The sequence below is a fragment of the Grimontia sp. NTOU-MAR1 genome (genome assembly GCF_035758505.1).
Classification (GTDB): Bacteria; Pseudomonadota; Gammaproteobacteria; order Enterobacterales; family Vibrionaceae; genus Enterovibrio; species Enterovibrio marinus.
Genome location: NZ_CP142109.1, coordinates 314,200 through 339,573 on the forward strand (window position 1 = coordinate 314,200; position 25,374 = coordinate 339,573).

The 25,374-nt window shown below is 48.2% G+C and carries 23 protein-coding genes; 11 read left to right on the forward strand and 12 right to left on the reverse strand.

Annotated elements, in window-relative coordinates:
• Positions 1-84 precede the first annotated feature (84 nt).
• On the reverse strand, positions 85-576 hold the full coding sequence (locus tag VP504_RS19350) for a SixA phosphatase family protein (RefSeq protein ID WP_084387673.1): 492 nt from the start codon (positions 574-576) through the stop codon (positions 85-87).
• Positions 577-582: 6 nt separating this feature from the next.
• Complete coding sequence (locus VP504_RS19355; RefSeq protein ID WP_325895034.1) at positions 583-1,524, reverse strand: chemotaxis protein CheV; 942 nt, start codon at positions 1,522-1,524, stop codon at positions 583-585.
• A gap of 396 nt (positions 1,525-1,920) precedes the next feature.
• Here VP504_RS19355 and VP504_RS19360 point away from each other — a divergent pair, with 396 nt between their 5' ends.
• Together VP504_RS19360 and VP504_RS19365 are read left to right on the forward strand one after the other, a co-directional pair.
• Complete coding sequence (locus tag VP504_RS19360; RefSeq protein ID WP_062707317.1) at positions 1,921-2,844, forward strand: chemotaxis protein; 924 nt, start codon at positions 1,921-1,923, stop codon at positions 2,842-2,844.
• 257 nt (positions 2,845-3,101) lie between these two features.
• Positions 3,102-3,410 (forward strand): DUF496 family protein, encoded by a 309-nt coding sequence (locus tag VP504_RS19365; RefSeq protein WP_002536784.1) that lies wholly within the window; start codon positions 3,102-3,104, stop codon positions 3,408-3,410.
• A gap of 93 nt (positions 3,411-3,503) precedes the next feature.
• Here the strand turns inward: VP504_RS19365 and VP504_RS19370 are convergent, their stop codons facing one another.
• From VP504_RS19370 to VP504_RS19395, 6 genes are all read right to left on the reverse strand, one after another.
• Positions 3,504-4,184 (reverse strand): 3-oxoacid CoA-transferase subunit B, encoded by a 681-nt coding sequence (locus tag VP504_RS19370; protein ID WP_325895035.1) that lies wholly within the window; start codon positions 4,182-4,184, stop codon positions 3,504-3,506.
• Entirely contained in the window at positions 4,181-4,867 is a 687-nt protein-coding gene (locus tag VP504_RS19375) for a CoA transferase subunit A (protein WP_325895036.1), read from the reverse strand. Before VP504_RS19375 ends, VP504_RS19370 begins: the two co-directional genes overlap by 4 nt.
• Before the next feature lie 11 nt (positions 4,868-4,878).
• Complete coding sequence (locus VP504_RS19380; RefSeq protein WP_325895037.1) at positions 4,879-6,084, reverse strand: acetyl-CoA C-acetyltransferase; 1,206 nt, start codon at positions 6,082-6,084, stop codon at positions 4,879-4,881.
• A gap of 379 nt (positions 6,085-6,463) precedes the next feature.
• Entirely contained in the window at positions 6,464-7,354 is an 891-nt protein-coding gene (locus VP504_RS19385; RefSeq protein ID WP_325895038.1) for a LysR family transcriptional regulator, read from the reverse strand.
• A gap of 186 nt (positions 7,355-7,540) precedes the next feature.
• On the reverse strand, positions 7,541-8,605 hold the full coding sequence (locus tag VP504_RS19390) for a porin (protein ID WP_325895039.1): 1,065 nt from the start codon (positions 8,603-8,605) through the stop codon (positions 7,541-7,543).
• A 458-nt stretch (positions 8,606-9,063) separates the two neighbouring features.
• On the reverse strand, positions 9,064-10,947 hold the full coding sequence (locus VP504_RS19395) for a sigma-54-dependent Fis family transcriptional regulator (RefSeq protein ID WP_325895040.1): 1,884 nt from the start codon (positions 10,945-10,947) through the stop codon (positions 9,064-9,066).
• 266 nt (positions 10,948-11,213) lie between these two features.
• Between VP504_RS19395 and VP504_RS19400 the strand changes: the two genes are divergently transcribed.
• From VP504_RS19400 to VP504_RS19425, 6 genes are read left to right on the forward strand one after another with little or no spacing between them, the layout of a single operon-like run.
• The gene (locus VP504_RS19400; RefSeq protein WP_325895041.1) at positions 11,214-12,317 is read left to right on the forward strand and encodes an ABC transporter ATP-binding protein; all 1,104 of its coding nucleotides are present in this window, start codon (positions 11,214-11,216) and stop codon (positions 12,315-12,317) included.
• Between the two features lie 4 nt (positions 12,318-12,321).
• On the forward strand, positions 12,322-13,458 hold the full coding sequence (locus VP504_RS19405) for an ABC transporter ATP-binding protein (RefSeq protein ID WP_325895042.1): 1,137 nt from the start codon (positions 12,322-12,324) through the stop codon (positions 13,456-13,458).
• Positions 13,448-14,317, forward strand: coding sequence for a carbohydrate ABC transporter permease (locus VP504_RS19410; protein ID WP_062663419.1), 870 nt, complete (start codon positions 13,448-13,450; stop codon positions 14,315-14,317). The genes VP504_RS19405 and VP504_RS19410 overlap by 11 nt, the downstream gene beginning before the upstream one ends.
• Positions 14,318-14,320: 3 nt before the next feature.
• The gene (locus tag VP504_RS19415) at positions 14,321-15,118 is read left to right on the forward strand and encodes a carbohydrate ABC transporter permease (protein ID WP_325895043.1); all 798 of its coding nucleotides are present in this window, start codon (positions 14,321-14,323) and stop codon (positions 15,116-15,118) included.
• Between the two features lie 11 nt (positions 15,119-15,129).
• A complete protein-coding gene (locus VP504_RS19420; RefSeq protein ID WP_325895044.1) occupies positions 15,130-15,402 on the forward strand; it encodes a DUF2160 domain-containing protein in 273 nt (90 codons plus the stop codon).
• Positions 15,403-15,427: 25 nt separating this feature from the next.
• A complete protein-coding gene (locus VP504_RS19425) occupies positions 15,428-17,161 on the forward strand; it encodes an ABC transporter substrate-binding protein (RefSeq protein ID WP_325895045.1) in 1,734 nt (577 codons plus the stop codon).
• Between the two features lie 300 nt (positions 17,162-17,461).
• Here the strand turns inward: VP504_RS19425 and VP504_RS19430 are convergent, their stop codons facing one another.
• Positions 17,462-19,783, reverse strand: a complete 2,322-nt coding sequence (locus VP504_RS19430) for a response regulator (protein ID WP_325895046.1) — start codon at positions 19,781-19,783, stop codon at positions 17,462-17,464.
• 82 nt (positions 19,784-19,865) lie between these two features.
• Between VP504_RS19430 and VP504_RS19435 the strand changes: the two genes are divergently transcribed.
• Both VP504_RS19435 and VP504_RS19440 read left to right on the forward strand, forming a co-directional pair.
• On the forward strand, positions 19,866-20,648 hold the full coding sequence (locus VP504_RS19435) for a substrate-binding periplasmic protein (protein WP_325895047.1): 783 nt from the start codon (positions 19,866-19,868) through the stop codon (positions 20,646-20,648).
• A 27-nt stretch (positions 20,649-20,675) separates the two neighbouring features.
• Complete coding sequence (locus VP504_RS19440) at positions 20,676-21,356, forward strand: flagellar brake protein (protein WP_325895048.1); 681 nt, start codon at positions 20,676-20,678, stop codon at positions 21,354-21,356.
• Positions 21,357-21,405: 49 nt separating this feature from the next.
• Here the strand turns inward: VP504_RS19440 and hppD are convergent, their stop codons facing one another.
• From hppD to VP504_RS19455, 3 genes are all read right to left on the reverse strand, one after another.
• Positions 21,406-22,479, reverse strand: coding sequence for a 4-hydroxyphenylpyruvate dioxygenase (hppD, locus tag VP504_RS19445; protein WP_325895049.1), 1,074 nt, complete (start codon positions 22,477-22,479; stop codon positions 21,406-21,408).
• Positions 22,480-22,670: 191 nt separating this feature from the next.
• Positions 22,671-23,018 carry a DUF2750 domain-containing protein gene (locus VP504_RS19450; RefSeq protein ID WP_325895050.1) on the reverse strand — a complete coding sequence of 116 codons (348 nt, stop codon included), beginning with the start codon at positions 23,016-23,018 and terminating at the stop codon, positions 22,671-22,673.
• A 129-nt stretch (positions 23,019-23,147) separates the two neighbouring features.
• Entirely contained in the window at positions 23,148-24,047 is a 900-nt protein-coding gene (locus VP504_RS19455; RefSeq protein WP_325895051.1) for an AraC family transcriptional regulator, read from the reverse strand.
• A 175-nt stretch (positions 24,048-24,222) separates the two neighbouring features.
• On the opposite strand from VP504_RS19455, the gene VP504_RS19460 reads away from it, so the two are divergent.
• Positions 24,223-25,122, forward strand: coding sequence for a DMT family transporter (locus VP504_RS19460; RefSeq protein ID WP_325895052.1), 900 nt, complete (start codon positions 24,223-24,225; stop codon positions 25,120-25,122).
• Positions 25,123-25,374: the final 252 nt, after the last annotated feature.

Sequence of the window (25,374 nt, forward strand, 5' to 3'; positions counted from 1 at the left end):
GTTAAACCCTAAGAGTTAACTGGTTTATCCACAGAAAAAGTGAATAAGTCGCAGTAGTCAGATCGTCTTGCTTACTATTACCGTCTAAAAATTCAATCGTTTAGGATAATCAAGGAACAGAACGTGCTTGTCTGCTACCGACCAGTTTGACCAACTGTCGCTGTGAAGCGTAATCACCGCTATACCGCAAGTTGGAAGGTTATCTATTTCAAAAGGGATATGGGATAGAAACTCGTTGAATGCTGGATTATGTCCAACCAGCATGACGCTGTCTTTTTCATCATCAAACCGCTCTACAACCCTTACCAAGGTTTCCCAATCCTCGGTGTAAACATCATTTTTAATGATCACAGGTGGTGAATGAGGCAGTTGCTCAGCCATCAGCAACGCGGTCGTTTTTGCTCGGAGTGCACTGCTGGAGACTATCGCTTTAGGTCTGTTAGTCCAAGCCGCAAGTCGTGCACCCATTTCAGGGGCATTTCGACGACCACGCGGATTTAGTGGCCTGTCATGATCGTCGAGGGAAGGATCATCCCAACTGGACTTTGCATGGCGGGTCAAGAAAAGTAACTTCACCCGCGCCTACTTGCTGAGCGCTTCGCGCATGCGGGTTTGCACCACATCCACCAAGAGATCAGGTTGAAACTTAGAAACAAAACGATTGCAGCCAACCTTTTCCACCATGGCTTCATTGAAGCTGCCGCTCAGAGATGTGTTCAACGCAATGTATAGGTCGTGCATACGGCTATCAGCACGCACTTCCGATGTCAGCTTGTAGCCGTCCATCTCCGGCATTTCGGCGTCCGTGATCATCAGCAAGATTTCATTACGTGGGTCCTTTCCTTCGTCACACCAGGATTTGAGAAGATTAAGCGCTTGTTGGCCATTTTTCTTCTCAATGCATTCAATGCCTAGTTGACCCAATGTTTCGGTAACCTGCTTACGCGCGGTAGAAGAGTCGTCCACCACCAGTACTTTCTGACCCACAAGATGATTAGAGAGATCATCATCCAACACACCATCTGATATACCAATGTCATAGGAAATGATTTCCGCCAACACTTTTTCGACATCAATAATCTCAACCAACTTTTGCTCGTTTTCATGGTCAAGCTTGGTAATCGCTGTGAGATAATTAGAGCGCCCCGTGCTTGGCGGCTCCATGATTTCATCCCAACCCATGTTTTTGATATATACCACCTTGCCCACCAAAAACGCCTGTACCGAACGGTTGTACTCAGTCACAATGAGATTGCTTTCTTCATCCTTGCTGAGAGGACGTAACCCTATAGATTGTCGCATATCAATAACAGGGATAGAGCGTCCACGAATGGTGGCAACACCACTGATTTTGGGGTGAGAACCTGGCATTTGGTTAAGGTGCGGAACTTGCAACACTTCCCTGACTTTAAAAACGTTAATCGCAAAAAGCTGTCTTGTTCCTAGCTGGAATATCAACAGTTCTAAGCGGTTTTCGCCAACCAGATTGGTACGGGAGTCTACTGAATCTAAAATACTTGTCATGGGTTACTAACCACTCTCAGATCACATCACTGTGATTTCTCATTGTCTTATCGCTGATTGCCAGTAAAACACATAGTGAGAAGCTACTCACTCCGTCATTACTTTTTAGCGCGTTACTTCTTAATAATAGAAAAACTCCTTGAATAAAGCGAAATTACACCGACTCTAATTTCATTTATATCAATAGGCTGTAAATACTTTTTCACACAGTAGGTTAGCAACATTATGATCATACTGGAAATTTGCGAAAATATACTGAACTAGTTTCATAAAATGGTAAATCATAGGTGTGATGATCGCGTTGAAACGCTACAATCAAGATAGATAATGTGGTGTTGCTGGAAGGCAACTTATCACTGTTCTCGATTTATCATTCTGGCTAATAACAGGCGCTATATGAAAAGCAAAGCCAATGAATCGCAGGGAATGTTGTTGTTCCGACTCTCTGCCACACAGATTTTTGCCATTGGCACTCTCAAGGTCAGAGAGATCGTTCCTTTCTGCCCATTAACTGCACTTCCTGGCTCTCATCAAACCGTAGTAGGCACTGCCAACATGCGCGGGATCACGACACCTGTTATCGACATGGCAAAAGCCATCGGTTATCAACCTATCGACAAAAGTGAGTATAAGAACTGCTTTATCATCATTACCGACTGTCAACGTCGTGTGGTGGGTTTTTTGGTACGCGGCATAGAGAAAATCAGTGAATGTGACTGGCACAATATTACCCCACCACCTGAGACGCTGGGTACGCGCGCTTTTCTCACCGGTGTTATGAATGTCGAAAACAAGTTGGTCCAACTACTTGATGTAGAGCTGGTGATGTCCAAGATCTTCCCTGTACCAGAAGACAAGCTGCACCCCATTCTCGCCGACGTAGATCGCGAGAAGCTAAAGCCGATGCATATTCTGCTGGTTGATGACAGTAGTCTTGCTAGACGTCAGCTTTCAGAAGCTCTCGACAGTATCAATATTCCTTATGTGGTCAGCACTAACGGGATTGATGCCCTCGAGAAGCTAAAAATCTCAGCCAGAGATGGTCGACCGTTTGACATCGTGGTGAGTGATATCGAAATGCCGGGAATTGATGGGTACGAACTGGCATTTGAGATCCGAAGCAATGAGCCGCTCTCAGAAGCTTATCTGATCCTTCATACCTCACTTTCCAGTGAAATCAGTGTAGACCGAGCCCACCAAGTGGGGGCTCATGAAGCCCTGACTAAATTTGATGCGAACGAGTTGGTGAATGCCATGCTTCGCGGTGCAAACCTCAAACTGGAAGGTGAAAATGTCCGCCTTGAAGGGGCAGTGGAGTAATTTACTTTCACTTTCGTCAAAGGCACGCTTCCACGCGTGCCTTTCTCTTTCCTATCAACATGCTATATGGTTGATTTGTGCACCATTCGTGTGCCGCGAATATTCTGAGCTCACGAGGTTATAGCACATATTTTCCCGCCCAAGCTGTCACTAAAAGTTCTCGCAAAATACTGAGCTTTCCTTGATCAAAAGACTGTTTCTGACGGTCACCTTGTGGTTTAATTTCATCAGGATCACACAAAGAAGGTTACAGACCTATGAACAATGTATTCGAGATCGTTAAGTTCTCTCGTCGCAAGAATAAACTGAAGCGGGAAATTCAGGATAACGAGAAGAAAATCCGCGACAACCAGAAGCGCGTGACTTTGCTTGAGAACCTGCTTGATTACATTCAGCCAGAAATGACTCACGATGAAATCGTAGAGATCGTTAAAAACATGAAAGCTGACTACGAAGATCGTGTTGATGACCACATCATCAAGAGTGCCGAGATTTCAAAAGAGCGCCGCGAGATCAGCCGTCAAATCAAAGAGCTGACCCGTCTGGACAAAGAAGGCAAAAAATAAGGTTTCTTTCTGTGATAGCGCAGTCGCCTAACCGCGAGAATAACCAGACCACCCTCTCGGTGGTCTTTTTGTTTTTAGCCATACCAAACTAAATTAGCTTGTAGGTAATTGCATCGATCGTAAATTCGGTGACACCGACAGTTGTGCCTCTGTTGCAGCCTGCACCTCTTCAATGGAAAACTCTGGTGCAAGCTCAGTCAGAACCATGCCGCTCTCATTGATTTCAAACACCCCCATTTCCGTCACAATCAAATTCACCTGATTGGCAGCAGTCAGAGGCAAAGAGCACTGTTTCAGCAGTTTCGGCTGACCTTTCACCGTGTGCTCCATGGCGACAATCACCTTCTTCGCACCGACGACCAAATCCATCGCGCCGCCCATGCCGGGTACCATTTTCCCTGGGATAATCCAGTTGGCGAGATTCCCGCGCTCATCCACTTGCAGCGCCCCCAGCACCGTGGCATCAACATGACCACCACGGATAATGGCAAATGAGTCTGCACTGTTGAAGTAACAGGCACCGTCGACAGCGGTAATATGCTGGCCGCCCGCATTCACCAGATCCGCATCTTTGGTGGCTTCACAAGCCAGTTGATCGATACCGAGTAAACCGTTCTCGGCTTGAAGCAGCAACTGGACGTCTTTGTCGACGTGGTTTGCCACCAGCGTTGGCAGGCCAATACCAAGGTTCACGATATCGCCGTCTTTCATCTCGCGGGCAACGCGCCATGCAATGCGGTGGCGGACGGTGTCTTTATCCAGTTGCGCTGTCATTGATTGTCCTCCACTGAACTCTGACCGACATAGCCGTGATCAACCAAGATGTGATCAACAAAAATACTTGGCGTATGAACCGCTTCTGGCTCTATATCGCCAAGCTCAACAAGCTGCTCTGGCTCAACAATTACCGTCTCTGCTGCAGTCGCCATTAACGGGTTAAAGTTCTGGGTCGTTTTGCTGTAAAAGACGTTCCCACGACGATCGACTTTCGAACCCCGGATCAGTGCCAAATCCGCTTTCAGCGGCGTTTCCAACAGGTAGGCTTTACCATCGACTTCAATCACCCGTTTGTTCTCCGCCACAATGGTGCCAAGCCCAGTAGGTGTAAGCACGCCGCCCAAACCCGCACCGCCACTTCGAATACGTTCTGCCAGCGTACCTTGGGGAACAAGCTCGACTTCAAGCGTGCCGTCGTTCATTTGCTTGCCCGTTTCAGAGTTGGTGCCGATGTGAGAGGCATACAGCTTCTTCACCCGCTTCTCAGCAATAAGGCGGCTTGAACCTCGACCGGGAGAGCCGGTATCTGTGGTGATCAAGGTGATGCCTTTGATGTCTTTTTTGATCAGAAGATCAATCAGGCTCTCGGGAGCGCCTGTTGCCATAAAGCCTCCAATCATAATGGTCATGCCATCGTGCAAAAGGCTTTCTATCTGCTGAGCGGTCGCGGCTTTTTTCATGCTCTATCACCTCAGCAACGTTTCAGGATTAACGCGGTGCCCATACCGCCACCGATACACAAGGAGGCAAGACCATAGTCTTTCTCAGTACGTTGCAGTTGGTAAACCAGCGTCGTCACGATCCGGTTGCCAGACGCGCCAATGGGATGACCAAGCGCTATCGCCCCGCCGCTGAGGTTGCTGCGCTCAAGCAACCAGTTTTCATCAACATGGTGTGCTTCTGCCAACCCCTGAATCACGCCCAAAGCTTGCGCAGCAAACGCTTCGTTCAGTTCGAACACGTCAATGTCCTCGATGGTCATTTGGGCTTTTTTCAAGGTATTGGCAACCGCTGATACCGGTCCCAGACCCATGATTTCAGGCGCAAGGGCACCTTGGCCATATTCCACCAGCTCTGCCAGAGGCGTGAGATTGTGTTGCTTCACCGCACTTTCTGATGCCAGCAGGATGGCCGAAGCACCATCGTTGATACCGGACGCGTTACCAGCAGTGACACTGCCTTGTTTATCGAACGCGGGACGAAGTGCCTGCAAGCCTTCTAAGGTGGCATTGGCTTTTGGGTATTCGTCGTCTTTCACTTCAAACTGGCGTTTGCGCTCAGTGACAGTGACTGGGGAAATTTCTGCCGCAAAGTGGCCTTTTTCGATGGCGTTAACCGCTTTCTTTTGGCTATTTAGGGCGAATTCATCCTGCGCTTCACGGCTGATATTGCATTGGGTCGCGACGTTTTCAGCCGTCACGCCCATGTGATATTGATGGAAGGCATCGGTCAAACCGTCTTTGATGATGCTGTCTTCCTGCATTTGATGACCCATACGAACACCACGGCGGATTTTCCCTGACGTGACGTAAGCGGCGTTGGACATGCTTTCCATACCACAGGTCAGCACGAGTTCTGCGTCGCCAGCGCGGATATGACTGGCACCGTCCATAATGGCTTTCATACCGCTGCCACAAATCATGTTGAGGGTATAAGCAGGAACCGTATCTGGAACGCCCGCCTTGATAGCGGCTTGTCGACCCGGCCCCATGCCAACGCCACCTGTAAGCACGTTACCGACGATCACTTCGTCAATGTGCTCAGGTTCAATACCCGCTTGCTCGACCACCGCTTTCATCGCGTGCGCGCCGAGATCAACGCCTGATAGTGACGCCAGAGAACCGTTAAAGCTCCCGATTGGCGTGCGCTTTGCCGCCACAATAAAGATGCGTTCCATACCGCCCATACTCCCATGTCCACTGTTTGGTTTTCAGTGTATGGGAGAGGCAAAAGTGGCGATATAGACAGAAATTCAAAGTGGCTTTGCGAAAATGCAAAGCAAAGGAATATACCCAGACAACCTGAGGATGCATGATTCAGCGAGATTGACTGGCGTTGTGATCGCGGCGTTCCTTTGCAGGTGTAGTCATCTCCATCAAAAACGAATAACAATGAGCACGGCGTCAGTCAACTCGCCCGAAGGGAGGCCATCAATGCGCCCACTTCTTCGTTAAACTCCACGGAAATAGAATGACTATTCCTCGCGAAATTTGCCTCGAATTGAACGCATTGATGACCTCTGAATGCGCGCAGCTTCAGGTCGTTTGGGTATAATATCAGCAGGGGTTTTCCAGCAGAAAGTCCTTGAACTTGCTGGCAACAGGAGAAGCAACCCCAGAGGGGTGATAATAGAGATTAAGACTCCAGGTACTGGTTTCAAAGTCTTGCATCAGCGGGACAAGCGCGCCATTTTCAATCGCAGGTTCAGTCACAAACTGCGGCAGATAAGCCACGCCAGCCCCTTGAGTCACACCACGAAGCAATAGGTCACTGTCGTTCACTTCAATGGTTTTCGGCACTTTGATGACGATGGTTTCCACACCTTTTTGGAAAATCCATTCGTTACTGCCAGTGAGTGTCGTCGCCACCAGACAGGCATGATCCTGCAAATCTTCCGGTTGCGTGGGTAAGCCCTGCTTTTCGGTGTAGTTGGGAGAAGCGACGACCACAAAGGGGGAGGCCAACAGTTCCCGCTTAACCAACATAAGGTCCTTTTCTCTATAACCCTGAAACCGCGCGTTAGCACTGATCATCAAATCGCTGGTACTGGCGTGGTCGATCGCCCAAGGCGTAACATTGATATTGAACGTCACTTTCGGGTTGAGTCTGGAATATTCGGTGATTTTATCCATCAGGTAATGGTTGGCATAAACCGGCGTGCAGGCGATATTGATGTGGCCTTTCTCATGATCCTGAAAGCCTTCCAGCTTACGGCTGATACGTTCGGCTCGGTCGACAATCGGCGAGAACTCTTCATAAAGCGTCTGGCCAGCCGGGGTGGCTTCTAAAAGGCGGTTGGAGCGATGGCAAAGTGTAGTGCCAAAATGCTGCTCTAGCTCCTGAAGCCAGCGACTGCCTGCCGACACTGAAACGTTAAACTGGCGGGCTGCAGAGGAAATTGACCCAGTGCGGATCACATAGATAAAGAACGCCATTTTATCGAGCATGGAATCTCTCCGAAGCTGAGCAAGAACATGTGCTAAATCTCTTTGTAAAATATTCGGTTAACTTTTGCACGTGCGCCAACGGCAGTTTTTGGATTTGTTCTCGACACAACAAGCAGATACAACAAAGCCCAGCATCCTGCTGGGCTTTAAAGACAGTGTGAAGTCTAAGCGTGATTTACTGGGTAATTACCAGTATACGCGTGCACCGATTGCGTACTTCGCTTCACTATCAACAGAGCTTGGCGCTACGCTAAAACCATCGTTCTTGTTGTTGCTGTAACCTGCAGTTACACCATCTGAGTAACCCATCTCAGCCCACAGGCGGAAGTATGAATTGAACTTGTGGACAGCACCTACGTATACATTGGTGTAGTCGTCTTTCGCAGATGCTGACACTTGATCTGCACTCAGCTCAACTTCTGAGTATTCGTAGCCACCGTATACAGCAGACTTGTCAGACAAACCGTAGTTCAGTGCCAGAGTGTAACCTTCACGATCCAGATCTACTGCAAGTGCACTGCTCTCGATGCTGCTGTTTGCGTACTGAACACCAACAGTCAGGTCACCAAAAGAACGCTCTGCCCAAAGGGTGTAGTAAAGGTCATCTACAGTGCCTGAGCTAACTTTCAGTGTGGTGCTGTCGTTGACTTTGTAGTCAAAAGCGCCGTGCTCTTGCTCAGCAGAAGAAACACCTGCGGTGAATGAGAAGCCCGCGATATCTTTGCTGATGAACAGTTCCGCAACTTCTGCTGCTGCACCATCTTCTGGTAGGCCGTAGCTCGCATCGAAGGTTGCAAAGTCAGTTTCTAGGATGTAACGGATCGCGCTGTCGTGCTTACCACCTGAAACGGCACCTTCTACGATGTGAGAACCACCGAACCAGTAGGAGTTATCTACACCCCACAGATCATCAGCTGTCAGGTACTGTTTACCCAGAATCACTTTGCCGAAATCACCGGTAAAGCCGAAGTAACCCAGACGGTTAGCCATTGCATCTTTGTCATAGCTGATGCTGTACTCCAGTCTTGCGAATACGTCTACGTCGTCAGTCACAGAGTAAAGCGCGTTAACACCTGCACGTGAGCTACCGTCATTCAGAGTCAAATCTTTATCTGGAGATTTTGCCAGAGTTGCGCGAAGTTGACCGTATACTTCTACTGAACCCGCTTCGCCGCTGTATGCTTCAAATGCGTTTACATTGCCTGCTAAAAGTACCGCTGGGATTGCTACTGCTAAAAGTGTCTTTTTCATAGAATACGTTCCTGTATTTCTTATAAATTCCATTTGCAAAAATGCTGCGAGATGAAAATTAACACTCCAGAAACACAGGGTAAAACGTCACAAAAATTAACAAATTAGATGCTTGACAGATGTTTTGACTAACATAAAGCCAACAAGCCAACATTCATAAAATTGACATATAACCGCATAAAAAATCGTATTTTTGATTTATTAGAAGCAGTTTTGAAACTATAAATGCAAAAAGTGAGGTACGACCAGAAAGGTCAAAGTCTCACACGGACGTTCAAAAAACACACAAACAGATGAGTATTTATAAAACCGTGATTTGCGACACACTTCTCGTGCCGATAAATCCAATATTGGGCATTACAGGGATTTTTACGGGTTACATGCGAAAAAAACGTGCAACAGGACGCTAACAATGCAGACATATCCATAAGAAAAAGTAGTCAAATACAGCAAGTTAGCTACTTAATCCCAAGCTCACGTAGACGTTTATAGATGGTGTTGCGGCTTACACCGGAAAGTTCCGCAATACGGGTAATGTTTCCCTCTGTTGCAGAATAAAGTTCTGGCAGGCTCTCTCGCCAACTTACGACTAGTGACGGAGTCATTTCAATTTGTTCGTGAGGAGTCGCCTCTGGTTTTTCAGATGGCATTTCTAGATCGAGGAAGAAATCATCGGGTAGATGATGAAGATGGATCATACTGCCACCTGACAATGCCAACGCAACACGCAAAGTGTTCACCAACTGGCGAATATTGCCCGGCCAGGGATGCTGCTCAAACAAGCTAAGCACCTCATTACTGATAAGAGGAGAATCCCCTTCCGTCAGTTCATCAAGTAGATGAATAACTAGCGCGTTGATGTCCGATCTTTCTGAGAGGGAAGGAAGAAACAGGGTTAGCCCGTTAATACGGTAATACAAGTCATCGCGGAATTGCTTCTTCGATACCGCTTCCCTTAACGGTTGGTGAGTCGCACTGATCACGCGGAAATCAACAGGGTAACTTTCCGTACTTCCGAGCGGGGTTACTGCTTTTTCCTGCAGTACACGCAGCAATCTTGCCTGCACATGAAGCGGCATATCGCCAATTTCATCTAACAGTAAGGTGCCGCCATCAGCTTGCCTGATATAACCCATACTGCCTTTGTTATTGGCACCGGTAAACGCCCCTTTCACATAACCAAAAAGCTCTGACTCCACCAGCTCAGTGGGAATGGCGGCGCAGTTCACCGCCACAAACTTCTTATCCGCCCGGTCTGAAGATGCATGCACCGCTTTGGCAAATACTTCCTTACCCGCACCGGTCTCGCCCTGAATCACCAGGGGAATATCACTGTTGGCGACGCTGGCTGCCCGCTTAATTGCTTTCTGCATTTTCATGTCGCCAAGATCCAAGTCTGAAAGTTGGCGTTCACCTGGGGCTATTTTTGTTGGCTTCGACTCTGATTTTATTTTGACTGAAGACAAAGGCGATTGCGGTGCACGGACCATGTTAGTGAGGGGGCGTTTAAGCGTACCAAACAAGCGATAGTTAGAGATGCCAAGGAAAGAGAGGGTTTGGTTCTCTGGATGCGCCGATAACTTTAACGTGGTTATCCCCGTGACCATCTCGATGTTTAACCCTTTCAGCACGTGACCAACTAACAAATCTGCCCGCCGGTTAGCGGCGACAATCTCACCTGAGTCGCTGAAAACCAGTAATCCCGCCCACTGACTGGTGTGGTTATCCTCGCTGTTATTGAACACCAAGGTGTAATAGTGCTGGCGATACGTCGCCATGATGAGCTGGTTCTCAACCGATTGCGTCATCACTTTCACCATCCCATTCACATGAGAGGTAGGCAGATACGCATCAGAGGAAATGTTCAGCACACCGACAAGTTCACGTTCACTGTTAAAGATAGGAGCGGCAGACGCTGTCATATAGCGGTTGGCAATCAGATAGTGCTCATCACGGCCGACAACCACGGATTCACCCGTTTGCAACGCGGTTCCGACTGCATTGGTCCCATTAAACCGCTCAAGCCAACTCGTCCCCTGCTCAAAAAGATGCCCTTCCATTTGATTAATAAAGCCAGGACGCCCCCAGCGGCTGAGTAAGTTTCCACTGCTGTCAGCCAGTAAAACCAAACTGTTACTGTTTACTAGAATATTTTCATAGTAAGGCAGCACCTGCTCTTGTGTCGTCACAATGAGGTCTTTGGATTTTCCTTGTGCATCCTCCCAATCACCTTTGTTCAAACGAATGATTGCTGGCGCGCTCTTTGGGTTAAGCCCAAATGAGCGACACCGTTTCCATGATGCCTGTATAACCTCATCGTGAGACTGAGCCAGATCGCTCATTTGACCACCTATCCATGCGCGTTCGAACAAACCAAAGAGTGTCAAGCATTGTTCACATTTTGTTAACAGTCAACAAATATGTTCACACTTATTACACAGTGACGCTGTTCACACTTATTTTTAATTCTTTAAATTTAGATACTTAACATTAATTTAACTTTTGGCACGAATCTAGCGTATGACATTCGGATTCGAAAATTAATGCGCGTTCGCGCAGTTGACGATGTCGCCTGTACAGCACGTCGTTATTTAAACAGGGAGTTTACATGTCACTCGAATTGGAGAGCGTCACAAGGATCAGCAACCACGAAACGTGGTTGGATGATATTAACCTGAGGATAGAGCCCGGTTCTTTCAATGTCCTTCTCGGCAGAACACTGGCGGGAAAGACGAGCTTAATGCGCCTCATGGCAGGGTTGGATAAACCTACCAGCGGCCGCGTGCTCTTTAACGGACAGGATGTCACTGGCGTACCCGTAAGGGAACGCAATGTCTCAATGGTTTATCAACAATTTATCAATTACCCCAACCTCACCGTCTTTGAAAACATCGCCTCACCGTTGCGGTTAGAAAAACAGCCTGAAGCAATCATCAAGCAAAAAGTGCAAGAAACGGCGGAGATGCTTCACATTGAGCAATTTCTCGACCGCTTACCACTTGAATTATCTGGCGGTCAGCAACAGCGTACCGCCATGGCAAGGGCGCTGGTGAAAAACGCTGACTTGATCTTATTTGATGAACCCCTGGTCAACCTCGACTACAAACTGCGTGAAGAACTTCGCCAAGAAATGCGCGAACTGTTTGCTGAGCGCAACACCATCGCGGTTTACGCCACGACAGAGCCTAACGAAGCCCTTGCTCTCGGCGGCAATGTGGTTTTGATGCACGAAGGCAAGGTGATTCAGTCTGGGCCAACAGCAGCGGTTTACCATAACCCGTCTTCAGTCACCAGTGCTGAACTGTTTGGTGAGCCTCCCATTAATCTGATCCGTGGCCGTGTCGGCGGCGGAAACGTTTCTTTCGACGAACACATTCACTTTCCACTCAACACTGATCTTGGTGAGTTAACTGATGGGGAATATCAGTTTGGCATCCGCCCTAACCACCTCAGTTTGGTGCCGAACAATGATGATGATTTAGAACTAACTGTTGATGTCGAACTTGCAGAAATCAGCGGCAGTGAGACTTTCCTGCACGTAAAGAACCGCGACATCAACATGGTGCTCCACTTACCGGGGGTTCACGACTACGACGTTGATCAGAAGATCAGTATTTATGTGCCTACCCACAAACTTTATGTCTTCGATGAGTCACAGAAGCTTATTCAGTCTGCGCGTCGCGTTCAGTCAACGCCAGGCATAGGGGGGTAATAATATGGCAGAAATTATTCTTAATTCTCTGGCGCATTCCTACAAGGCTTCACCCCAAAGCCGCGAGGATTATGCCATTCGGAAAATGACTCATACCTGGCGTAATGGCGGAGCCTATGCCTTGTTAGGACCTTCTGGTTGCGGCAAAAGTACCATGTTGAACATTATCTCCGGCCTGCTGACACCATCAGAAGGTGAAGTCATGTTCGATAACCAAGATGTCAGCCAACTTGCACCGCAAGAGCGCAACATCGCGCAGGTTTTCCAGTTCCCTGTGGTGTACGACACCATGACGGTATACGACAACCTCGCCTTTCCACTTCGCAACATGAAAACACCGGAAGCCAAGGTGCGTTCACGTGTCAGTGAAGTGGCTGAGCTATTGGAACTCAACAGCGTGCTGGATAAACGCGCCAGCAACCTCAACGCAGATGAAAAACAGAAAGTCTCTATGGGTCGCGGTCTGGTACGTGAAGATGTCTCCGCTATTCTGTTTGATGAACCACTCACCGTTATCGACCCTCACCTGAAATGGAAACTACGTCGCAAGCTGCGCCAGATCCATGAACAGTTCAACATTACCATGATTTACGTGACCCACGATCAGCTCGAAGCCGCTACCTTCGCAGAAGAGATAGCAGTGATGTATGACGGAGCAATTGTACAGTTTGGTTCTCCACGTGAGTTATTCGAACGGCCCAATCACACCTTCGTGGGCTTCTTCATTGGCAGTCCAGGCATGAACCTCTTACCTGTTCAGCGCACCGCTGACGGCAATGTGTCTTTTGAAGACATGCCCATCACCTTAACGGACGCTCAGCGCCAAATGCTGGAAAACACCAGCAGCAGCAACATCAAGGTCGGGATCCGCCCTGAATTTGTGCACGTTTGGCAAGAAAAACGCCGGGATTCCTGGGAAGTCCCAATTCAACACATTGAAGATTTGGGTACCTACAAAATCGTCACCGCGATGTTCGGCACGCTGCCTATCAAGCTGCGTATTGCTGAAGAAGCGCCAATTCCTCAAGGGCATGCTCACATCAGCTTCCCAGCCCAATGGCTCAAGCTCTACATCGATGAATATCTGACCGGAGAGCCGGAAGAAAGCGAAAGCGCGACAGGAGGTCAGGATGCAAACTAAGACGGAAAATAACCGCGCCTGGCTACTGGTACTCCCAGTATTCCTGCTGGTCGCCTTCTCCGCCATCATCCCGTTGATGACGGTGGTCAACTATTCGATTCAGGATATTTTCGATCAGAACACCCGCTATTTTGTGGGCACAGAATGGTACAGAGAGATCCTGAACGACCCACGTTTACATGACTCTCTGGTTCGTCAGTTCATCTATTCTTTCTGTGTACTGGCGATTGAAATCCCGCTGGGTATCGCGGTTGCGCTGTGCATGCCTGCACGCGGTTTCAAAGCCTCGTTGGTATTGATCGTTCTTGCCATTCCACTTCTTATCCCCTGGAACGTTGTCGGCACCATCTGGCAAATATTCGGGCGGGCAGATATCGGCTTACTCGGCTGGTTTCTCAACAATATCGGGGTGGAATACAACTATGCCTCCGATCCGGTCGATGCATGGATTACCGTGCTGGTCATGGATGTCTGGCACTGGACATCTCTGGTTGCCCTACTTTGTTACTCGGGTCTTCGTGCCATTCCGGATGTTTACTATCAAGCTGCAAAAATTGACCGCGCGTCGAACTGGGCCGTGTTCCGCTACATCCAGCTTCCCAAACTCAAGAGTGTACTGCTCCTCGGTGTCCTGCTGCGGTTTATGGATAGCTTTATGATCTATACCGAGCCGTTCGTGCTGACAGGCGGTGGTCCGGGTAACGCAACCACTTTCCTTTCACAGGCGTTAACGAAGATGGCAGTCGGTCAGTTTGATATCGGCCCTGCAGCCGCCTTCTCGATTATCTACTTTCTCATCATCTTACTGGTGTCCTGGGTGTTCTATACCGCTATGACCAACATGGACAAAAGGAGCTAAGCCATGAATAGAAAAACCTTTGGCCTGCTCGCCTATATTGTATTTCTGATGACGCCAATTTACTGGCTTCTGATGATGTCATTCAAAACCAACGAAGAGATCTTAGGTGGCCTGACGTTCTGGCCGAAGAGCTTTACGCTGGAGAACTACATTGTCATTTTCTCAGACCCAAGTTGGTACTCAGGTTATCTGAACTCACTCACTTACGTGACTATCAACACCCTGTTGTCACTGGCGGTTGCACTGCCTGCGGCTTATGCGTTCTCGCGCTACAAGTTCGTGGGCGACAAGCACCTCTTTTTCTGGCTGTTGACCAACAGGATGGCACCACCTGCCGTGTTCTTGCTGCCCTTCTTCCAGCTTTACAGCTCAGTAGGGTTATTCGATACGCACATTGCGGTCGCCCTCGCCCACTGTCTTTTCAACGTGCCACTCGCGGTATGGATTCTGGAAGGCTTTATGAGTGGTGTACCGAAGGAAATCGATGAAACCGCCTATATCGATGGATACAGCTTTCCGCGCTTCTTTGGGCGGATCTTTATCCCGATGATCCGTTCAGGGATCGGCGTTACCGCGTTCTTCTGCTTTATGTTCAGCTGGGTTGAACTGCTGCTGGCGCGGACACTGACTTCTGTGAACGCTAAACCCATTGTGGCAACCATGACCCGAACCGTCAGTGCATCTGGTATCGACTGGGGTGTGCTCGCTGCAGCGGGTGTGTTGACGATTGTTCCCGGCCTGTTGGTGATTTGGTTCGTGCGTAACCACGTTGCCAAAGGCTTCGCACTCGGACGTGTATAAGGAGAAATGACATGAATTGGATGGCCTGGACACTCCCGAGCGCCCTATTTTTTATCACCATCGCCTGCATGTTGGTGGCGATGACCGTATTCGAAGTACTCCGTCCCTGTGTGGAAAGGAAGGGATTCCTGCCTATCCGCACAACCCGGGGTGATCGACTCTTTATAGGGCTGCTTGGCAGTGCCTATATCCACCTTTTCTTCATCGGTATGACGGATCTGCCTATCTGGTATCCCTTCGGGGTCGCCATTGTATGGCTTATCTCAGTTTTACGTTGGGGTTAGGACAAAACGACAAAGGAGCGAAACTATGAAGCAATTGCCTGCTGTAAACAAATGGACACCACTTGGGTTCATGATCAGCTTGCTACTGGCACCGGCGGTCATCGCCGATCAGTACAGCGACGCAGCAAAGAAGTGGGTTGGCGATGAGTTTACCCCTTCCACGCTTAGCCAAGAGGAACAGCTCAAGGAAATGGCCTGGTTTACAGACGCTGCCAAACCTTTCCGTGGCATGGAAATCAAGGTTGTCTCAGAAACCATTACCACCCATGAGTATGAGTCCAAAGTACTGGCGAAAGCCTTCGAAGAAATCACCGGTATCAAGGTCACCCATGACCTGATCCAGGAAGGTGATGTGGTGGAAAAACTGCAAACAGAGATGCAGTCCAACCGCAGTATCTATGATGCCTACATCAATGACTCTGATTTGATTGGTACCCACTTCCGCTACGGCAAGGTATTCCCAATCAGCGATTACATGGTCGGTGAAGGGAAAGACGTGACCCTGCCTACCCTGGATTTGGACGACTTCATTGGTATCAGTTTCACCACCGGCCCCGACGGCAAAATCTACCAACTGCCGGATCAGCAGTTCGCTAACCTCTACTGGTTCCGCGCTGATTGGTTCGCCCGTGATGATCTGAAAGCTAAGTTTAAAGACATTTACGGCTATGAGCTTGGTGTGCCAGTGAACTGGTCTGCCTACGAAGATATCGCTCAATTTTTCTCTGTTCACGTGAAAGAGATCGATGGCGAGCGCGTATACGGCCACATGGATTACGGTAAGAAAGACCCGTCTCTGGGTTGGCGCTTCACTGATGCATGGTTCTCAATGGCAGGTGCCGGTGACAAAGGTATTCCAAACGGTACGCCAGTTGATGAATGGGGTATCCGTGTTGAAGGATGTTCACCTGTCGGTTCCAGCGTTGAGCGTGGCGGCGCCACTAACGGCCCAGCAGCTGTTTATGCCACCACCAAATACGTTGATTGGTTAAGTGATTACGCGCCACCAGAAGCACAGGGCATGACGTTCTCGGAGGCAGGTCCGGTTCCAGCGCAGGGTTCTATCGCTCAGCAAATCTTCTGGTACACCGCCTTTACTGCCGACATGACCAAACCGGGTCTCGCTGTAGTGAACGAAGATGGTACGCCAAAATGGCGCATGGCACCTTCACCTCGCGGTCCTTACTGGGAAGATGGCATGAAGCTCGGTTATCAGGATGCCGGTTCATGGACTCTGATGAAATCGACCGATCCCAAACGCCGTATGGCGGCATGGCTATACGCGCAGTTTACTGTCGCGAAATCCGTGTCTCTTAAGAAAACTCTCGTGGGTCTGACGCCTATCCGTGAGTCTGATATCAACTCTCAGGCAATGACAGATGCAGCGCCGAAACTGGGGGGTTTGGTGGAATTCTACCGCAGCCCAGCGCGCGTACAGTGGACGCCAACCGGTACCAACGTGCCTGACTATCCAAAACTTGCTCAACTGTGGTGGCAATTTATTGCTGAAGCAGCAAACGGCGAGAAAACACCTCAGGAAGCACTGGACGGTTTGGCGAAAGCACAAGACCGCGTACTTCAACGCCTTGAACGTGCAAAAGTACAAGGCGATTGTGGTCCTAAGCTGAACAAACCACGTGACGCTGAATACTGGTTGAACCTACCTGGCGCTCCAAAAGCCAAGTTGGGTATCGAGAAGCCGAAAGGTCAGACCATCAACTATGATGAGCTGCTCCAGCAGTGGCGTTCAGCAATGTAACACGCTGTGTAAGCAGCAATATAAAGAGCAACGACGACGAGATGTTTTGTCTTGTTGAAGATGTAATACCAATCACAGTAGGTAGGTGATCAGAGATAGCATAGTAAAAATGCTCGAGAACAAGGCGAAAAATTTCGATAAGTAGTTCTTCTACAATCAAATTTTTCAACGCAGTTATCGAGTATTTTAACAAGCTAGGATGAGCGGATATTTACTACGATTGGTATAATGTAACGAGTCCAAGTAAGCAAAACGCCTGCGTTAGCAGGCGTTTTTATTTGGCTTCAAAGGTTCTAAACGTTAGAGCGTTTTAGCTTCCCCATGCTGTGAGCCAGGCATGTGTGCCTTAATCATTCGCTCCAACTCTGCCCTACTCACTGGCTTGGCAATGTAATCGTCCATGCCGCTTTTAAGGCATACATCCCTATCTTGTGCTGTTGCATTTGCCGTCAGGGCAACAATCGGCGTGTGCGGCGCATACTCATGCTCACGGAGAAGCCTGGAAGCCTGATAGCCATCCATCACTGGCATCTGGCAATCCATAAAAATCAGGTCAAACATGTCTTCTTTGCAATAATCAATCGCCACCTGACCATTCTCAGCAACCACAACCTCTACACCAAGCTTTGCTAGCATCGCCTGTGTCACTCGCTGATTTACCAAGGTGTCTTCCACCACCAACACGCGTCCTGAATAGGTGGGCGCTTCTGCTACTTTGACTTCCCGTGACTCTTGGTCGGCTTTATGGCTAGCCATGGAAATCACACCAAGGTTGGCTTGCTGACCACGCAGCATACGGCTCAGGTGACTGCGCAGATCGTTAAATTTGTAAGGCCTGGAGAGGTAGCCTTCAATATTCAAGTCCTTTAACTTTATATTGTCTTGCACCTCAGGCGCTGCAGTGATCATCATCAGGCTTGGACAGCGCTTACCAAAGCGCTTTCGTAATTGAGAAGCAATGGAAAAGCCATCTGAGTTTGGCATCAACTTATCGAGAATAACAATTTTGAACGGCTTGGCAGTATCGATTCGCTCTTCAATCATCCCTTCCGCATCTTCCGGATGAACGCAGCAGGAGACCTGACAACCAAGGTTACCCAGTTGCGCACTCGTTATCCTCATATTCAGGCGACTGTCATCCACTAACAACATAGCGGCATCTGAGAATAGCAAGGCATCGGCAGGTGTTGCTTCAGGCATTTGAGCGCGCTCGAAGGTGATGGTAAAGTAAAAACGACTCCCTTGACCTTCCTGACTTTCCACAAAAATGTGTCCCCCCATGAGCTCAACGATTTGGCTGGAAATAGCCAGACCAAGCCCGGTTCCGCCAAAATTACGGCTCATGCTGCCATCAGCTTGCTCAAACTTCTCAAAAACGGTGTTGAGCTTATCGCGGGGAATCCCAATGCCCGTATCTGTGACTTCAAAGCGCACCGAAATGTTGTCACCCGCTTCCGCGACTTGGTGAATATCCACAGTCACACTGCCGTGCTGAGTAAATTTCACAGCATTACCAACAAGGTTAATCATGACTTGACGCAATCGCGGTGCATCGCCCATCAGTAACGGTGTGAGGTCTTTGTCGAGATGGCAGGCGAATGTTAGTCCTTTCTCTTTTGTACGTAAGCGGAAGAGGTGCTCAATGTCTTTGCATAGCTCGCACAAATTTAACTCCACCACATCCAGCTCGAGCTTTCCTGCTTCAATTTTAGAGAAATCAAGAATATCGTTGATGATATCGAGCAAAGAGAGGGAAGAGGTTTCCAACATTTCGATAAACTCTCGCTGCTCTTCATCCAATCGCGTACCCTTCAGCAAAGAAGCCATACCAATGATACCGTTCATCGGCGTTCGAATTTCATGGCTCATATTGGCAAGAAATTCACTCTTCTTCTGGTTGGCGGTTTCTGCTTGTACCTTAGCGCTTTTAAGTTCTGCGCTGTACTCTCGCATTTTTTCGATAGTGTGATTGTATTGGGTGTAGAGCGTGACCAGCTCCTCGCCCATTTTCTGGCTGGGTGGTTCAATCGGTTTAGGTAGATTATCCGTGCCAAATTTGGTGACGCCGTGAGAAATCCATACCAGCGGCCGCACAACATCCACATAAACAATAAAGAAAACCAAACCACCAAGGACAAGGGTTGCGCCACCCAAGAAAAGCAACAGCGTGACAAACCGTTCAGTGAGTGCACTGTAAATGCCCTCCAGACTCACTTCTATTTTTAAGAAACCAAGATGATAGGTTTTTCCGAATTGCTCGTGCACCAATGGCCATTGATACGCAAACTTTGGCTCTGATGGGAGGACACCATGTTCAGATAAAGTACGATCTTCATCGAAGACACGGATGTAGCTGATGTCGGGGTCGCGGAAGATCCCAAGTGTGGTCACCTCCAATTGCACCATGTCTTCTTGCCATACACTATTCGTAATACTGGCCAGATCGGTCTTTTGTATTAACAAAGCATTTCTACGCATTTGTTCAGTACGTGACTGATAATCCAAGTACAGAGCAAAAGCCGCGACAAGGAATGCAAGAAGACTACAAACAAGAAGCACACGACCGACTAACCGTGCTGCCATGCTTGAAGGCTGATGAATATTCTCTTTTTGATTCAACATAGTCTAGGCTTATTAATGTCTTAAATTCAGATCAACCACATGTAAGAATAGCCACGATTTGTAAACATGGATGGTCAAAACTATGTCTGGAAAGCAATCCATTCGCCGTATTGTTAATCGCGTCATCTTCTACCCGATGTTACTTTTCCTTTTGTCTGCAACTGCTTTCTCTGCGACGTTGGACTACTACGTTATCCAAGATCAGGCTGAACCGCTGCAAATTCAGGACAAGGGTACTAACCATCGTGGCATAGTCACGGACGTACTTAAACACGCTTTTTATGGTACTGATCACCAGCTTGTTATTCATACTTACCCATTCAATCGCTATCTTGCTGAATTAAATAAGAATAAAGACAAAAACTGGGTAACATATGGCAGTCCTGCGTGGGGCGACATGCAAGCGGTCAATCTATCAAAGTATCCAATTCTTGAGGTAGAGCACAGTATTCTTAGCCGAACTGATTCTGATTTCGTTTACCAAACCCCAGAAGATCTGAACGGGAAAATCGCTGTGCTGCTGTTTGGGTTTGACTATCCCGGCCTTGAAGAACAAATCAAAAAAGGAACCGTCAGTGAAGTGCGCGTAAAGAACTATGACTCCGCATTTCGCGTCGTTAACCGTCTTAAAAGTGTCGGTGGATTCGTCGAAATGGATCTTCGGCTTAAGTATCACCTTAAACGTCTCGGATACACCCAGAACGAATACACCCTGTATGAGGTCAATAACCTCATTCCAAAATACAACATTTATCTCGCCTACTCACCGGGCATCAATCCGGAGCTTCAAGAGTTTATGGATAAACGATTACAGGAAATGCGCGATAACGGGGAGTTGGCAAGCATCATTGGCGAATATTTATGATCTTCTTAATGGGCAGAGAATACGTTTATGCAGGTAGTAAGAAAAGACTCTCCTGACAGTTTTTACCGGCTGTTATCAGTAGGGGCTAGACTGAACATTGAGCTTTCAGACGACCCACAAAAAACTCAGGTAACGTCAAGGATTGTCGGTTATCGCAAAGAACAATTTTTGCTGATTGATTGCCCATACGGTCAGGACCCCATTATTGAACGTTTCTACATACCCAATAACGAACTCATCATCCGCGCGGTCACATACAGTGAGTTTCGCGATGTGATCGCATTTCGCTCCTTGGTCATGGGGGTTATCAAGAAACCTATTCGCATGCTAATTGTCTCCCTACCTGAAAGCATTGCTTATCGACAAATCCGACAGGAACCTCGCATAGATACAAACCTCACGGTGCGTGTAAAGGCAGACGAAGGTTTATTCAAAGGACGCCTTGTCGATTACTCTGTTTCAGGTTGTTGCCTTTCAGCTTCCGGTGACGAACACCTTTTTTTCGAAGACGAAACGCTGAAAATCCAGATTGAATATGGCAGCGATTTAAAAGGTACCATTACTGGCAAAGTTATCACCGTCAACAACGAAAAAGAGCCTCCTTCCGCAGGCATACGCTTTGATGAAAGCAGTTCGACTTTGCGCAAAGAGTTTTTCTATCAATTGTTATTCGATATTCGGGTGAACGACAGGTCGCTAGATATATAAAGAAAAAACAGGCCGATTGACCTGTTTTCATCTTCAGAGGTTAACGAGCTTATCCGGCATCCAGCACCCCACGGCGAATTTGGTCAAGTTCAATTGATTCAAACAACGCCTGAAAGTTACCTTCACCAAAGCCTTGATTACCTTTGCGTTGGATGATTTCAAAGAAAACAGGGCCAATCACGGTATCTGTGAATATCTGCAGCAAGATGCCTGTTTCCGCATTACCATCAATCAAAACCCTCAGGTCGCGGAGTTGGTCAACGCTTTCTTCATGGCCTCCCACACGCGAGTTCACGTTCTCGTAGTACGTGTCTGGTGTATCCATAAAGCGCATACCACGGCTTCTCAGTGACTCCACGGTTTTGTAGATGTCATCAGTGCTTAGCGCGATGTGCTGGATACCTTCGCCATTGTACTCTTTGAGGTATTCAGCGATTTGAGATTTGTCATCACTAGACTCATTGATGGGGATGCGAATTTTACCGCAAGGTGCGGTTAGCGCACGGGATTTCAATCCGGTGTGTTTACCCTCGATATCAAAAAATCGAATTTCCTTGAAGTTGGCGATACGGTCGTAAAAGTCAGCCCATACATCCATATTGCCTTTTTCAACATTGTGGGTGAGATGGTCAATCACCTGCAGGCCCGCATCCGACGCGTCAAGGCGCTCACGCCAGTCTGAGTAGTAATCAAAATCGATGTCGTAGATTTCGTTGTCACCATAACGGTCAACGAGGTACAAGTAGGAATCACCGATGCCATGAATAGCTGGAATGTTTAGCTCCATGGGCCCAACACGTGCATCACAGGCTTTAGCGCCTTGCTTTACAGCGTAATCGACCGCATGACAAGCATCCTGCACCCGAAAAGCCATGGCATTCACACTGGCACCATGAACCTTGGCAAAGCCTTGCGCTTGCGAATCAATTTCGCCATTTACAATGAAATTGATGTCCCCTTGGCGATAAAGCCACACATCTTTGTGTTTATGTTTAGCGATTTCCGCGAATCCCATCAGCGAAAACAGATTCTTCAGATCAGCAATGCCCTTCTCATTCGGCGCGGTATATTCAACAAATTCGAAGCCGTCAGTCCCCATCGGGTTGATTGTTGTCTGTGCCATCGTTAATCCTCCTAACCTGCGATCCCTTGCGAGTGGTCGAAAAAATACAAATAACTGTTAAAACCTTGTTAATTTACTTAAATAGGAATAGCAGTTGTTAAGGGTGGAAAGCAACGCAAGAGTGCGCACTAAAGGTGGGTTAGGTGTAAAGAAGATTTTGTACACCCAGGTTGACAGAATTTTTTAACTCTCTATTTTAAAAGAAATTTACTAGCCAGTTCGACAGGTTCAACTTCTTCTCCGCTGAGATTAATACCCCAATCAGGACCCAGCATCACCGCATCATTCGCCAGACCTATCAGCCACTCATCGACAAATTCTTCGAGTGGAATAGCAACCGGAGCAAAATCTGACCACTCGTCAACACAGTGTATTTCTGCGGCTTCACGCGTAGACCAAAACGGCATGACATCCGTGTCTTTGTAGATGGCCGAATCGCAGATCACCCATCCATCTTTACAGTGTAAACCCCATATAGACCCAGTTTCGCGGGAAGCGCGAACGAAAGACTCAACAGGCGTGATGTTTTCGGTCGTCATGCAGGCTCTCCTGTGCATCGCAATAAATGACCTTGGGAAATCAGTTTTCCCAACTTCTCAATCTATGCGCCAAGAGAGCAAAGGCATGTATTAAAAGTGAGGATCATGCAGAAGCGCTTTCACCCCCCATTAACGTCGGTTTTGCGCCTTACGAAATGCAGCGGGTGTCACACCTACACGCTGTTTAAATTGCTGAGAAAAGTGCTGCTGAGAGGAGAAACCACAGGCAATAGCGATCTCAGCCAGCGGCAGGATATTTTCCTGAAGCAAGTCTTTGGCACGGGCAATGCGACGTGATAACACATACTGGTATGGCGTGAGGTCGAAGCTGACTTTAAACATACGGGCAAAGTGAAATTCACTGAGCTGCGTCCGAGTGGCTAAATCCGCCAACGTGAAAGATTGCGTTAGGTGACTTTCGATGTATTCCATGACCAATCGCTGGTTCTGAGGAGACAGCCCACCCTGCGATTGCGGCAACTGCAAAGGCAACTGGCAATACCGACGCACCAGATGAAGCAGCAGCATTTGCTGAGCATGGGACATCATCAGTTTGTCAGTATCGCTTTCCCAATCCAGTTGCAGCATGGTCTGACGTACCAGTTGATTCACGAAAGGATCGTCAACGAAGGTGCACTCATTGAGCTCAATATGTCGCCCTTCTTTGTCGAACACCTGCTCTGCAAAATTCTGTAGATGTTTTTGCTCGAAGTAAAAATGGAAGAAACTAAATGGATCGGCAAATGACCATTGTGAACGATGGTCAGTCGGCATCAGGCAAAGCTTGTCTTCCCCACCAAACATATCGCCACTGGACAAGCAGCGCTTGGTGTTCTGGCCTCCGCTTAGATAGAAACTCAATGTATGATGACCCGGCTTTTCATAGCTGGCACTACCGTGGCTGTTACTCCACACGGCGGCCCCCAAGCCATTATCCTGCCAGATTTCATTGTGCAGCCGCGCCGTGTTGTCCTTCAACACATTGTAAACGCGCTGTCTTTTAAGGTAATGAGACGAATCCTTATCCATTGATATATCGCTCCTTTCTCGTTTCAATATATCGTTCCTTCCTCTGATTGAACATGTTTCGAAGGAAAAAAGCGCAAGAACCTATAAAAACCGCAAGATGCTGAAAGCCTGAAAAATTGCCCGAAGATAGATTGACGAAAAAACAACGATAGTTGGCGCGAGAAAAGGGGGAGTCATGAACGCATCGCTTTACATTGTCACGGTTTTAATCTGGGGAACCACCTGGTTGGCCATCACCTTCCAGATTGGAGACACCCCAGTTGTTGTCTCTGTGGGATGGCGGTTTGCTATCGCATCCGCTGCGCTTCTGGCTTGGCTTGCCCTTCGCGGGAAGCTGCCCCGACTTTCCAAAGAAAACCACAAAATGGCAGTATTACTTGCACTTTGCCTGTTCTCCAACAACTTTCTCTGCTTCTACTTCGCTACGCAATACATTCCAAGTGGCCTAAACGCGGTAGTCTTTTCCCTCGCCCCGATCCTGAACGCTCTTAACCTCTGGTGGGTTGAGAAAAAACGGCCAGATGCTTCTTTCATTCAGGGCGCGCTAATGGGCTTTTCCGGCGTATTGATGCTGTTTGGTGCGCAGTTCATCCACGCCGCTATGGATCTCACCATTCTGCTTGGACTTGGCGTCACCTTTGTCGGCACTTACTTCTTTTCCATGGGTAATCTGGTTTCTGCACGCGCACAACAAAAAGGCATGCCACTGCTGCCAACTACTGGCTGGGCCATGGGTTATGGCGCGCTGTATCTGTTCGCCATCGCATTGCTGATGGGGCATTCACTCTCCTTCACCACTGCGCCGCTGTATGTATCAGCGTTGGTGTATCTCGCCATCATCGGCTCTGTGGTCGGTTTCAATACTTACCTTGCACTGGTTGGGCGGATTGGCGCGGCTAAAGCGGCTTACTGCACCGTACTCTTCCCACTGGTTGCCTTGTCTCTGTCTACCATTTTTGAAGGCTATGAATGGACATGGCAATCGGTTCTCGGCGTTCTGTTGGTTGTTGGCGGGAACCTGAGAGTGTTTGGCTTACCAGAGCCTGTAAAACGCTGGTACCACGCACATCGCTAGGAGCTGTTGACCTCGAGGGATTTTAATCGGCCGCAAGCTGGATAATCCAAACCATGCTAATTAATACCGGCCAAAGCCAGGATGGGATACCAAGTGAAAATTTATGATTGTTTTCTGACTTTTCGTTTCGCATCGTATTGTCCTCTTATTTCTTTAAGCACATTAAAGCGAACAAAGTGGGCAATACTAACTCTGTGAAATAGCAATTTAACGAAGAAAAATGACCAAAAAATGGCAGCACTTTTCTCGCCA